This window comes from Globicatella sanguinis, assembly GCF_002847845.2.
In the GTDB taxonomy this organism is placed as follows: Bacteria; Bacillota; Bacilli; order Lactobacillales; family Aerococcaceae; genus Globicatella; species Globicatella sanguinis.
Window position 1 is genome coordinate 1,868,623 of the sequence record NZ_CP126962.1, and the last position, 14,222, is coordinate 1,882,844.

Here is a 14,222-nt window from a genome sequence, read left to right on the forward strand (position 1 = left end):
GAAAATTATTTAATTTTCTCTCCTTGCCCACTCCCACTAGCCTCAATCCCTTGAGAAGTTGTTATTCTAATATAAGCAGTTAAATGTGTTTGAAAGTGCTTTTATATAGAGTGTTTCGTGTTATACTAAAGAGAGAATATATAAGTGAGGTCAAAATAAAATGACTAATTTAGAAACTAAACAATCACGAGAAGAGTTTATTCGTCATATAGAAGAACATATGAAGCAAGCTTCCCGTAAATTATTAAAAATAAATTCTAGAGATGAAATTATGACCGTTCTAGGAGAGAGTTTTAAAGAATTACTTAAATGTGACTTTGTTGGGATAGGTTTAAATTTAAATGGCTACTTAAGACTCCATTATTTAGCAGGAGATATCGACATTGAAAAGATTTTTCCTTATCCCACAGATAAAGTCAATCCGATATTGTATGAAAGAAGTATTAAATCCGATGATAATTATTTGGACCCTGATTCTGTTTTAATTCAATATTTTAAAAAGAGTGGTATTGATTCATGGTTTACAGTTCCGATAGCGGAGGATCATTCAGACTTAGGGATAATTATTGTAGGCTATTATGATACGCGTCCCTTTTTTAACGAAATGCGTGAATTATTTAAAGAATTAGGTGCTTATGCAGCAATTGCGATGAAAATGATTCAACGTAATGAGTCGAGCCAACGTCAAATATTGTATTTTGCACAAGCCTCTCATCAACTGATGATGCAAAATTCAATTGAAGATCTGCTAGAGAAAGTGGTGACATTATCCGGTCGTGAATCGCGATCTCATTACACAGGTGTTTACTTACTCGATCAAGCACATGAAGCTTTATTACTACAAAAACCCACTTTTGGTTATGTCACGTTAGATGATTATATCCCACTTAGTAAAGGTAATTTATTAAAAGATTATTTACCGAGAGTGGAACAAATTGGTTATTCGCAAATCACGATACCATTAGTTATCAATGAACAAATGGTTGGCGCGATGGTATGCGAAAAACCAGCCGAACAAATTTTTTCTGGAAAAGATTTTGAGTTGCTGCAAACTTATGCGAATTATTTTAGTGCAATGTATGAAAACTTGTCATTGAGACGCCAAGAAAAAATACGTCGTCAAGAATTAGAGGAATTGTTTAATTTACAAAATAATTTAATTAAAAGTTCGTTAGAGCAAACGGATATTGATAAGATGAATCAACTATTAGGTGAATTTGTCGAACGGGATATTATTGTTTTTGATCAATTTTTAAATCCTTATTCTAAATATTTACAAAAAGACTCTAGTTTAGAACGCGATATTTTAATGAAGGAAATTAAGAATTATAAGTTAAAACATGTTCATTTAGCTAGTGAATTTAGAATCTCAGTTCAAGATACAGAAATGGTTTTTAGACGAATTGAAGGTGACCGTGAGGCATTGGGATTTATTGCTTATTCTGAAAATAAGGTTAATTTGAATAAAGAAACGTTTAATTTGGCTATTTCAATGGCATTAAATATTTATGCAACCTTCTTCATGAAATATAAAATTGAACGCGATGCTTTAAATCAGTTGAAAAATAGTTTCGTTGGGACATTGTTTTCTGGAAAACCTCATGAAGAATTGAATCAAATCATTACTTATGCTTCGTATTTCAACTTTGATATTGATGGTTCCTATGATGTAGCCTTATTAGCAATTGAAGATGTTGTACCACATTCGGATGATTTAGTGGTGAGACGAATTGCGCGTAATACGGTGATGAATGAGTTGATTTATCATTTATCAAAATTCGATTCTAAATTAGTAACTGCTATTTATAAAGGAAGAATTGTGCTGTTGAAAGCTAGACAGGGTGAAGAACCAGGTATTTATTGGCAAAAACTCTTTAAGACGATTCGAAAAGCTGTGAATCCAAAAATAGGGTTATGGATTGGCATTGGCGGGCAGGTATTAGAATTGAAAGATTACCGTGATCGTTATGACAAAGCGAAACATGTTTTAAATGTTATCCAAAGAACAGGACATGAACCAAATTTTGCAAGCTACGATGAGTTAGGGTCTTATGTGATTCTTAACGAATTAAATCAAATTGATGAAACAAAACTATTTGTTAAATCCCAATTAGGTAAGCTTTGGGATGCTTCGGTTGATAGTAGTATGGATTTATTTGAAACCTTAAGAGTCTATTTAAATAACCATTGTAGTATCAAAGCGAGTGCAGACGAACTGTTTTTACACCGTTCAACCATGAATTATCGCTTAGAAAAAATTAAAGAGATTTTAGAAATAGAGTTGGATGATAATAAACATCAGTTTAATTTATTATTAGCCTATCATTTATTTGATCTTTTTGGAGAAAAATTATTTGAATAATATTTATATTGAATAGCCTTTTTGTTTTTAGTCGAACAGGAAGGCTGTTTATTTTTTTATCATTATCAAAGATAAACGTTTTACTACCTCATTGAGTTTGTTATAAATATTAAATCGTTAGTTGAGCATAAGGTTAAGAGGTGAAAGCATAATTTTATTTTGAAACCAGCCATAAATTATTAAGAGAGAGTCTGTATTTTCATTATTTTTCTAGTGTATAATGAGTGAGATATAAAATGAAAGGGAGTATGTATGTGAAAGGATTGTTGATAAGAGGAGTGATATTGGTCAGTACAATACTAATGTTTGGGCTCAACCATCTAAGTATCTGGCATTTAGTCTTAATCATCGGCTTTATTGCAGTCACAAAGGACGTTGAAATAAGGTTTAATCGGAAAGATTTAGGATGGATGGTGTGTTTTATTCTACTGAATGTTTTTTCTTTTTATATGAATCCACCGAAGCAATTGGGTTATGAAATGGTACTGGCAGTTTTGAGAGCGGACTTCTATTTTTCATTATTTAAAATCATTACAGCTTTGACTGCTAAAAATATGCTGTATCACACAGAAAGAATGCTTAGTAAGTGGCAAAAGACTCAGTTTTTAATCATGATGGTCCTGGTATTACTCATTTTCTATTTTCCGCTACTGCTTGCTTTTAGCCCAGGAAATATGTATATTGATTCCTATTCTCAATGGGGACAAGCAATGGGAGGTATTCCCTTATCGGATTGGCATCCGGTCTTGACCACCTTATTGATGAAACTCTCTTATAAATTAATCGGAACGCCAGTCGTGTATACCTTGATGCAAGTGGTGGGCTCCATCATGGTCCTGACTTATTTTAGCAAGCAATTATTGGATCTTCAACTTAAAAGGTCTTATATTTTATTAGTAGTGTTTACCATTCTATTCACGACTTTGTTACTATCAAATATGGTTACTCTATATAAGGATAATTTGTATAATCTTTCTTTAGTTTTAGTCACCTTATTTTTAGTAAGGATTTATTTTATTGAACCAACTTGGTTGCAACATTGGAGCTCGAAGATTATATTTGCCTTTAACTTTAATGTGGTGCTATTAGGTCGGCATAATGGGTTTTATGTAGGCATCGCATTTTTAGTGATATGGTTATTGTTTTCTTTTGATAAATGGAAAGATGTAGCCATAATAATGGTCTTAATAGCTTTAATTTTTATGGGGTATCACACATTATTAAATCAACGATATGCTATTGTACCAGGTTCACCGAGTGAGAAATATAGTATGGTATTACAGCATATCGGTGCAGTGGTTGATGCAGGAAAACCATTAACGGAAAAACAAAATGAGTTTTTAGATCAAATTTTACCACGAGCAACTTGGCAAGAAAAATATACCCCTGTTATGATTGATCCAGTCAAATTTCACCAGGACTTTAATAAAGAATTTATTAACACCCATCAAAAGGAGTTGTTAAAGAACTGGTTAACCATTGGTCAACAATATCCGCTACTCTACTTAAGAGCAGAATTACAGCAAATACGACCATTATGGGATGTGAATGGGTGGGAGCATGGTTTGCCAGGGACTCAAATGTTTCATTATATAATCAATTCACCGAAAGTGTATTATGATCCTTATTTACAGCATTATGATTTTGCAGTAGATCCACTACGAAATTTGATTGTTGAGTTATCTTATCAGCAAGCTCCGCATGATGGTGTTCATAAGCCTTTTATTACGAGTGTGGCATCAGTTAGTATTCTAGTTTTATTTGCATGCTCCTTTTCAGTAATATTTGCTAAAAGGTGGACATATTTATTGATTTTATTGCCTTCTTTACTTCATTTGGGGACATTATGTTTGGCGATGCCCGCGTATAATATTCGTTATATTTTAGCGCCCGTTATCACTTCGATGATGCTAGCCATTATTTTTAAAGTGGTATCAACAAAATATTGATTTCTTCATAATGATATCGCTTTTATATGAAATGTGGTATAATTAAATTAATGTAATATATAGATAGGGGTGCATCTGATGCAAGTAGAAGATATTTTAGCGATTTTACAAAATGATATTAAAGCGGCAGTATTCTCATCAGTAGATGCTGAAGGCAAACCACATGCCCGTTATATTAATGTGGGGGTAGCCAATGAACAAGGAATTTTCTTTATGACGAGTCCGAAGACTAATTTTTATAAGCAATTACAAGGAAATCAAAATGTTGCGATTACGGCGTTGAAACAAGATGATTATTTAATTCAAGTGATTCGTATCGAAGGGAAAGTAAAAGAAATTGGTCGAGAAGGCTTAGAAGAAGTTTTAAAAGATAATCCTTTCGTTAAACATGTTTATCCTAATGAGAATGATGTTGCAGCCGTGCAAGTCTTTCAAATGTATGAGGCAGATGGATTTTATCAAAGTTTAACACAAGGGCATAAATACACCTTTACCATTGGTAAATAACGGATTTAGCGATTAACTAAAAACTCTTGAATAAGACTAAACGATGACTAGATAATGTCTAAGTAACATAAAGTGATGTTATGACAGGAATATTTTGTTCTTGCTTAATATTAGAATGAGAGTGGGTCTAAAGGGAGTGGAGCAGAAGTGGAAAATCGAATGATTTTCGCTTCGCTTGTTCACCCTCCACACAGTTGAGACTACTCACCCCTTGCGCGATAAACTAAATAGCTGAGACCAAACAAATTTTTAAAGTTTTTGCCCAGCCTCTGAGCTCACTCTTTTGATATAAATAAAAGCTCCTCAAGTTGCTTGAGGAGCTTTAACTATATGGTTTTATTTAAAGAAATTAAAAATATCTTTCATAAAGTTTGTAATCGGATTATCACGACGGTTTTCATTTGGAATACCGTGTTCTTTAATCAACGATTCGATTTCATCGCTTTGAGCGGTTTCACCATCAACGGTAGTTTCTTCTTCTACAGGTTTTTCGTGTTGATTAACAGGCAAACCTTCATTTTTATATAGCTCGGGATATTCTGCTAATTTATCTAGTAAAATTTCAACTTCCCAATAAGTACTCATCACCATTTCTGCGGTATCAAATAATCCCATCACAACGACATAGATTTCACGACCGTTTTCTTTACCAGTAGCGACAAAGTTTTTACCTGCTGCATCAGTCATACCAGATTTTAAGCCAGTGATTTCTGCTCGTTCATATGCGCCACCTGGTAATAATTGATTAGGATTTGACATGACAACTTCATATTCTGTTCCTTCTTGTGCGACATAACTATCCGCGCTAGTCACTTCCAAAATTTCAGGGAAGTCTTGTACAATATGTTGTGCCATCAATGCCACATCAGAAGCAGTCATTTGATTTTCATTTTCGGCAACTGAACCTTCAATCCACCAATCTTCTGGGATATATTGATTTGGAATACCAGAAACAGTATAAAATTCAAAGTTGGTCATGCCCCAAGACGTTAATAATTCGCGAATCGCTTTAACACCCTCTTGTTCTGAACCATATAAGTGCCACATTAAAGCAGATGTTGCGTCGTTACCTGATAATAACATAACACCGTAAATTAAGTCTTTCACGGTATACTCAACCCCACCATATAATCCCATGGCTGACATTTCAGGATTAAATGACATATTATCTTCAATTGCTTGAGGGATTTCAATTTTGTCATCCATTTTCAATTTTCCGTCTTTAATAGCTTGGTAGACTAAATATATTGACGCAACTTTTGACATAGAAGCGATTGGATAACGCGTATTGGCTTTTTGTTCAGCTAATACACGATTTGTTTCACCATCCATTACCACGTAAGAACGAGCGTCAATATTAGAGGCGTACCAGTCTAAGATGTCTTGAGGATAATCCTCGGGTAATACATAGGGGTCAGTCTCTTCAATAACGGGTACATCGCCGCTTAAGATTGGGGTTTTTGATACTTGTGCAGAAACGCCAATCGGTCCGCTAATCATGGATAATGTTAAAAATGTTAGTAGATATTTAGAAAATTTGGATGTTAAATTCAAAATAAATCCTCCTTAGTAATAGTCCCTAATAATTATAGCAAATAAAAGACAAAATGTGGCATAAAGTTAGAAAAAATTCTAATTTTTCAAAAAAACTTCACAATTAATAGGTAGTGTCAAATATTTTGTGTAACCTGCATATTAAGATTGTAATATAATTAATAACTATTTATTGAATTTCACCTTGCCTTTTAGATGAATTATCATAACGACCAGTGAACTTGTACTTCCTCTCAATAAGATAATTCATCTAAAAGGCAAGGCCAGCAACCGAAGGGCGCTAGTTAAGCCTCACATGATACTTGAGGATTTTTCTGTTTCTCTTCTTAAGTTGAATTCATTAACCGGCCTTTTGAGATCTATCAGCAGTTGAAGTTCAAATGCAACCTTCCCAAAGCCTTTATGAATACGATTTGCGAACTTGGCATTATATTCTATGACATAACAATAGACTGTCTTTTCTAGGGACGCCTCATGTGGAAATTGTTCTTTAATTTTCGTTCGCTTCTTCAATTGCTTATTAAAGGCCTCGGATAGATTGTTTGTATAAAGTGATGGCCATATCTCTTTGGGAAAATGCATGAACGAGAAAAGGTTCTTTTTTCGTCTTAATTGTTCTACCAATTTTGGATAAGTCCCTTTCCAAGTCTGAATAAATTCATTAAGTAAGCGCGTGGCTTCTACGATACTACCAGCTTTAGGGACTTTTTTTAGCCCTTCTAATACTTCTTGACGATCTTTCACCCGTACTTTCATGGCGAAATGTCTCAGCAGATGAGTCCAACAGGTTTGATGAAGGGCCATTGGAAACTCATTGGTTAACGCTTCCGCTAAGCCTGTTAATTCGTCTGACACAAAGAGAAACACATTTTCGAGCCCTCTTTGTTTTAGGTCTTGTAGCATTTCACGATAGTGCAAGGAGGACTCTGTCGGATAGACTTGAAAATCGAGTATTTCTTTATAGCCTTGAGCATCAATTCCAATAATGGTATGGACAGCTTCTTTAGACACACTCCCACGTCTTACCGGGATAAAGGTGGCATCGCAATATAGACAAACATAGTCTTGCTTAATAGGGCGTTGTCGGTAAGCAGCTAATTCTTCTTCAAATGTTTTAGAAAGATGAGAGATAGTCGTTGGCGAATAGTGGTGACCATACATTTTTTCAATGAGGTCTGAGATATCGCGTGTTGTCACACCTTTTTGATACATTAAAATGATCATCTCTTCTAAGTGATTAGGGGCTTGTTGAAGACATTGAATCGTTTTAATATCAAACAGACCTAATCGATCTCTTGGTATTTTGAGCTGTAGCTTACCGTATTCTGTCGTTAATGTTCTGGAATAATAACCATTTCTTGAATTGCCGGTATTGTAGCCTTTCACTTCCCATTTCTCATAATTAAGAAAAACCGTTCTTTCGCTTTCAAGGAGTAGGTTAATAGCTTCTTCTAAAGCTTGACGAAATATTTCATGAACCGATTCACCTTGTGCTAGTGCTGTGATTAATTTTGTGTTAAAATCTTTCATGAGGGACCTCCTGTTTGTGATTGTTTTGTTGTTATTACAATCTTACAAAAAAGAGGTCTCTTTTTCCAGGGAGACTCCGAGGTTACACAAGATATTTTACGCTATGAATTAATAGTCATGATTATGCTAGTATTATATAATGTATATATAATTTTAAACATTGTGCTTCTGGAGGTGTTACTATGAAATTACTGACCCGATATACTTTACCAGAACGTCTCTTAATTTATGCAACTATGAGTATTGTACTGCCATTTTTCATTAGCGGTCCGATAATATTCATAATTTTGATGATTTTAATGTATCAAAAACGCGATAGTTTAATAGAAATTTTAAAGACATTATCACCCTGGTTGGTTTTTTTTGTATATGCAGAAGTGGTTGCATTATTGAATTATAATTTTTTAGGTGCTCTACTTCCACTAGGTTTTTTATTATTTGCATTATTCTTTTGGGTTTATCGTCAAATCATAAAGCGTGATTTGTTTGTCTTATTAATGAAGATTTTGAGTATTGAGAGTGGCCTGATAAGTATACATGCAATAAGTACTTATGTTAAATTTATTCAAGAGCGTTCATTACCTTGGACTTATATAATAACTGATGCAAGTCCTCAATTTAGAGCCGAGTCTTTCTTCTTTAATGCTAACTATTTCGGGCTCTATATCGTAATGGCGATGGTGATTACTATTTATTGGTTTACTATTGCCAAAAACAAATGGGAATATGCTCTCGTTTTATTAATTTTATCCTTAAATAGTATTTCAGTTATTTTAACTGCATCTAGAATGTTGATTCCAACGGTTTTAATTGGTGCTTTTGTGATATTGTGGTTTAATTATCGCCGTATAGCAATAGCTTTTTTAACGCTAGGTATGGTGGGTTTAGTGGTGATTATTATAAACCCGAGTATTTTCCCACGTTTTGAGTCACTAGCTTACGGTTTCGAAGATCGCTTTATGATTTGGTCTAATGGATGGGCAATATTTAAGACGCGACCACTAACTGGAAGAGGTCCTTTAGCATATATAAATTTCTATTATTTAGTAACGAATGAAGCAGACATGCATTCGCATCAAATATTGATAGACTTTTTAGCTAATTACGGAATTTTCGGCTTATTAATTTTTGTAAATGCCTTAACGCCTTTTGTTCGTACTTTAATAGAACAATTAAGAGAACCATCTAAGAAGAAAGATTTAGCCTTATTAATGGCGATGGGAGTATTGGTTTTGGTTCATGGTTTAATGGACGTATCGATTGTATGGCTTCAAACGGGATATGTCTTTCTTTTAATTGCATCCTCACCGATTGAAGCATTTGATTATCAAACGAAATAAAATTAAAAATAGTCGATGAGATTGGGAAGATACTTAAATGGTTTCTTCCTAGTCTCATTTTTTTATTTAATGGCGTCATAATTGAGTGTCATCAAACGGCGATCGAGGGAGGCTGGGCAAAAACTTTTTAAATTCTGCTCAAGCATTTCTATTTAATTCAAAGCGCAGTGGTTGAGTGGTCTCGAACTGCGTCTTAATGACTTGTTTGAGACCTACTCAACTGTGCGGGGGTGAACAGACGAAGCGAAAATCATTCAATTTTCTACTTCTGGTTCACTCCCAAAATTATGACTGGACGAGCAGGTGAAGCGAAAATCGGTGGTTTTCTACTTCTTGCTCGCTTTTTTTATTTGTGGATTAGTAAAAAGTTTGAACATAAGATGATACCGCCTCAAAAGACTATCTTCCATCCGAAACACGAACGTTAATCAGTTGAAATGAAAAAACAATAAGTTTTTACGTCCATTTTTTATAATATTTGTTTATAATAAAAGCATAGATGAGATGAGAATCGTGACTCTATTAGATAACATTCAAAAAACACGAAAGTTAATCTAACAAGGAGTCTGTGTCAGTTTTATTTCTCATCATTTTTTTATTCTTATAGTTAGTCGGAGCAGATAAAAAGTAAAGGAGCAAATGGAATGGAAAATATTTATCAAGGTAAAACGAAAGATTTATTGCAAGACGAACGAGGTAAAACCTATTTTCACTTTAAAGATGATATGACTGGTAAAGATGGCCAATTTGATCCAGGTGCCAATCAGGTTGGTTTAACGGTTGAAGGTTCAGGAAAAGCCAATGTAACAGTTTCTAAATATTTCTTTGAACTCCTTGAAGCAAAAGGAATTCCAACACATTTCGTTGAGGCTAATATTGATGAGAATACAATGGAAATAAAACAAGCAACAGTTTTCGGTAAAGGATTGGAAGTTATTTGTCGATTTGTAGCGGTGGGTTCATTTATTCGACGCTATGGATTATATGCTGAAGCGGGCATGCCTCTTGAAGGGTATGTTGAATTTACTCTTAAAGATGATGATCGTGAAGATCCGCTTATTAATAAAGATGCATTAGTAATTTTGGGAATTTTAAATGAAGATGAATACGAAACGATTAAGCAATTGACTCGTAACATTTCAACGGTTATTAAAGAGGATTTAGCGACTAAAGGACTATCGCTTTATGACATTAAATTAGAGTTTGGACGTTTAGCTGGTAGTGATGAAATTGTATTGATTGATGAAGTATCGGGTGGAAATATGCGTGTTTATAAAGGAACTGAATACGTTGACCCATTAGATATCGTTCATTATTTATAAGAGGAGATAATAATATGCGCGTAATGACAGAAGCCATCCAAGGTCAGTTAGGAAAAGTTGAACGCTTAGTTAAAGAAGCTCATGAGTTTTTAGGATGGAAACATGAATTTGTTATTCGTCATTTTGACATCTTTGATTTCGAAAATTTAAGTCAAGCTGAATTAGAAGCGGTTAAAGAACGAGTATTATCAACCTCACATCGTGTTATCCATCAAAATGTCGATGGTTTATTGACTGAACATGCATTTAGATGTCGTCAAGTAACAGGACAATACAATGAAAAGGAAGAGATGATCGAACGGATGATGCGTCAAGTCTTAGGTTTTGAGCATGGATGCGTTCATCATTCTGAATTGATTATGATTGAAAATATTTCGGACCATCAATTTGAAGCTTTCAAGCAATATTATTTGAATCCTGTTGAAAAAGTAGAAGTCGCTTTCGATGCAGCTAATCCGGTCATTCAAACATCAGCAATGACGGATTTGGCACCGATTAATGGATTTTTAACAATGGATGACGAAGCTTTAAAAAGATTTGGTACACAATTTGCCATGGATTTTGATGACTTGAAATTATGTCAATCCTATTTCCAGAAAGAAGAACGTGAACCAAATTTAACTGAATTAAAAGTTATTGATACTTATTGGTCAGATCATTGTCGCCATACGACTTTTAATACCCATTTAAATGATATTGAAATCGAAGAAGGAGAATATGCGCCACTATTCGAAGTAGCATTAGCTGATTATCTGCAAAAACGTCAACAAATACAACGTAGTGATCGTCCGATTACTTTAATGGACTTAGCCACTATTCAAGCAAAATATTTAAAGGCGAACCATCAATTAGAGGATGTCGAAATTTCAGCTGAAATCAATGCATGTGCTTTAGAAATAAAAGTAGATGTTGAAGGAACAGAAGAAGATTGGCTACTATACTTTAAAAATGAGACGCATAACCATCCAACGGAAATTGAACCATTTGGGGGAGCCTCAACTTGTATTGGCGGTGGAGTCAGAGACCCATTATCAGGTCGTTCTTGGGTTTACCAAGCGATGCGTTTGGGTGGTGGAATGGATCCTAATCAACCGTGGGAAGACGTTCGTCAAGACAAATTACCTCAACGTTTTATTTCTAAAATGGCGCTTGAGGGCTATGCAGATTACGCTAATCAATATGGAGTAACCGCGTCTTTTAATGAGGAAATCTATCATCCTGGTTTTGAAGCGAAACGTATGGAATTGGGTGCACTCATTTCAGCAGCGCCAAGAGAGAATGTCGTTAGAGAAGAACCACAAGCGAGTGATTATGTTGTGTTATTAGGTGGGCGTACCGGACGTGATGGATTAGGAGCTGCCGTTGGCTCATCAAAAATTCAAACAGAAACGTCACTTGAAACAGCAGGTGCGGAAGTCCAAAAAGGAAATGCATCAATCGAACGTAAAATTGGCCGTCTCTTTAGAAATGGGGATGCGGTAAGATTAATAAAACGTTGTAACGATTTTGGTGCTGGAGGGGTATCCGTTGCGGTGGGAGAATTAGCCGATGGTCTTATGATTGATTTAGACAAATTTCCCACAAAATATCCGGGGATGCATGGCGGTGAGATTGCACTATCAGAATCGCAAGAACGCATGGCTGTCGTCGTATCAAAAGAGGATGTCGACACATTTATGCATTATTGTACAGATGAAGATGTTGAAGCAACGATTATTGCGGAAGTAACCTCTTCAAAACGCATGGTCATGCACTGGCAAGGTCAAAAAATTGTCGATTTAAGTCGCGAATTTCTAAATACGAATGGTGCCGAAAAGGTGGCAGCTGCTCTTTTAGTTAATCCAACTCAAAAGCCTTTTGATAAAGCTAATTTTGAATTTACAAAAGAAAATGTGATGACCTTTGTACAAACTTTAGCTGAAGCTAATCAACAAGCAATGGATGAACAATTTGATGCCTCAATCGGTCGTGGAACGGTGCTTTATCCATATGGTGGTAAGTTCCGTGCAACGAAAGAATTAGGGATGATATCCCGTCTACCCGTTAATAAAGGGGCAACTCAAACGACATCAGCAATGGCATACGGCTACCATCCTTATTTAGCAGAACGTTCACCTTTCCATGGCGGTTATTATGCGGTAGTTGAATCAATTGCCCGCTTAGTTGCGATGGGATTTGACTACCGAAAAGCCCGTTTATCATTTCAAGAATATTTTGAATCTTTAGGTAACGATCCAAAAGCTTGGGGCAAACCAGTATTAGCATTGTTAGGAGCGAATGAAGTGATGTCAGCTTTAGGACTAGCAGCTATCGGTGGAAAAGATTCAATGTCAGGAACGTTCAAAGAATTAACGGTACCACCAACTCTAGTGAGTTTTGCTGTCACGACTGGATCCATTAAACAAGTCTTATCGCGTGCCTTTAAAAAACCGCATCATCCTGTTGTTTTAGTTGAATCAGTTATTCAGGAAGATGGTACTTTAGATTTAAATAACTTTAAAACAACACTTGAAAAATTACATCAGTTAGCGGCTGAAGGAAAATTAGTCGCTGTCTCAACCGTCGGCGTGAAAGGATTATTGTCAGAATTATTGAATATGGCATATGGCAATCAAATTGGAATCCAATTAAATGAAACCATTGCCCATCGTTTAACCGAAGCGATGATGGGGTCTTTCGTAGTTGAAGTAGAAGATTTAACAGATTTAGAAGGCTTAACCTATCAAGTAATTGGTCAGACACAAGTTGAGATGATGAGTTTAGCGGATGTTCATCTTAAGATTGCTGATATTCACCAAGCGAATAAACAAGTGTTAGCTTCAGTGTATGATTTGATTGAAAAACCAATGCAAATAATACCCGCGTCAGTAAATCGAACGTATAGTGAACAAGTTGAAAATAGCCAACCGCGTGTTTTAATTGCGGTAACTTTAGGTGCGAATACAGAGTATGATTTACGTGATGCCTTTGAAGCGGCAGGTTTTGAGACAGGGTTTCATATTATTCAAACGTCAAATCATGAGGTTTATCAACAATCTGTTGCGGCATTGGCAGCCAAATTAAAAGATTTTCAAGTGCTTGCATTTGCTTCTGGTTATGTCTTTGCCAATGAACCGAGTGAAGTGGGGCTTGCCTGGGATTTATTCCTTCAAGATGAAGTTGTACAACAAGCGATAACCCAACATCTTGAAGCTAAAGGTTTAATTTACGGAGCTGGTTCTGCAGGGGCTAGTTTAATCCGTTCTGGTTTAATTGAATTCGGTCGTTTCCAAAAAGGAACACAAATTCAAGTCAAACAAAATCCATATGGGAAATTTATAGCGGACATTATTCCGAGTACTTTAGTATCTAATCAGTCAGCATGGGTGAACAAAGTGACGTCACCGCTATTCTCAACTGCAGTAGCCACCGCATGGGGACGCATTGATTTAGGGAATAAAGCAGACGAATTATTGACTAATGGGCAAGTATTATCGGTGTTCAATGAATATCATAATGCACCGGCAGTGGACGCGATGACTAGTCCAGATGGGTTGGTATTTGCTTCAGTCTCAAATCCTGAAAGAATGGGCCAAGATTTATATGTCAATATTGAAATAGCGTCATTACCACCCTTTATTCAGTCAGCGCGTCAATATTTTAATTAAAAACTTTAAAT

General features: G+C 35.4%; 8 protein-coding genes. 6 read left to right on the forward strand and 2 right to left on the reverse strand.

The window, feature by feature from the left end:
• The first annotated feature begins 160 nt into the window (after positions 1-160).
• The 3 genes from CYJ72_RS08375 (at position 161) to CYJ72_RS08385 (ending at position 4,818) form a co-directional block, all read left to right on the forward strand.
• Positions 161-2,362, forward strand: coding sequence for a helix-turn-helix domain-containing protein (locus tag CYJ72_RS08375; protein WP_066126936.1), 2,202 nt, complete (start codon positions 161-163; stop codon positions 2,360-2,362).
• 284 nt (positions 2,363-2,646) lie between these two features.
• A complete protein-coding gene (locus CYJ72_RS08380; RefSeq protein ID WP_284629292.1) occupies positions 2,647-4,311 on the forward strand; it encodes a DUF6020 family protein in 1,665 nt (554 codons plus the stop codon).
• 78 nt (positions 4,312-4,389) lie between these two features.
• Complete coding sequence (locus CYJ72_RS08385; RefSeq protein ID WP_101813861.1) at positions 4,390-4,818, forward strand: pyridoxamine 5'-phosphate oxidase family protein; 429 nt, start codon at positions 4,390-4,392, stop codon at positions 4,816-4,818.
• A 336-nt stretch (positions 4,819-5,154) separates the two neighbouring features.
• Here the strand turns inward: CYJ72_RS08385 and CYJ72_RS08390 are convergent, their stop codons facing one another.
• Together CYJ72_RS08390 and CYJ72_RS08395 are read right to left on the reverse strand one after the other, a co-directional pair.
• A complete protein-coding gene (locus CYJ72_RS08390; protein ID WP_257876977.1) occupies positions 5,155-6,372 on the reverse strand; it encodes a D-alanyl-D-alanine carboxypeptidase family protein in 1,218 nt (405 codons plus the stop codon).
• Positions 6,373-6,663: 291 nt separating this feature from the next.
• Positions 6,664-7,902, reverse strand: a complete 1,239-nt coding sequence (locus tag CYJ72_RS08395) for an IS256 family transposase (RefSeq protein ID WP_066127251.1) — start codon at positions 7,900-7,902, stop codon at positions 6,664-6,666.
• A 182-nt stretch (positions 7,903-8,084) separates the two neighbouring features.
• Between CYJ72_RS08395 and CYJ72_RS08400 the strand changes: the two genes are divergently transcribed.
• The 3 genes from CYJ72_RS08400 to CYJ72_RS08410 all read left to right on the forward strand — a co-directional run bounded on the left by CYJ72_RS08400 (position 8,085) and on the right by CYJ72_RS08410 (position 14,211).
• Positions 8,085-9,242: an O-antigen ligase family protein gene (locus CYJ72_RS08400; protein ID WP_101813863.1), complete on the forward strand. Its 1,158-nt coding sequence runs from the start codon at positions 8,085-8,087 to the stop codon at positions 9,240-9,242.
• 644 nt (positions 9,243-9,886) lie between these two features.
• The gene (locus CYJ72_RS08405) at positions 9,887-10,564 is read left to right on the forward strand and encodes a phosphoribosylaminoimidazolesuccinocarboxamide synthase (protein ID WP_101813864.1); all 678 of its coding nucleotides are present in this window, start codon (positions 9,887-9,889) and stop codon (positions 10,562-10,564) included.
• Positions 10,565-10,578: 14 nt separating this feature from the next.
• Positions 10,579-14,211, forward strand: coding sequence for a phosphoribosylformylglycinamidine synthase (locus CYJ72_RS08410; RefSeq protein ID WP_284629299.1), 3,633 nt, complete (start codon positions 10,579-10,581; stop codon positions 14,209-14,211).
• Positions 14,212-14,222: the final 11 nt, after the last annotated feature.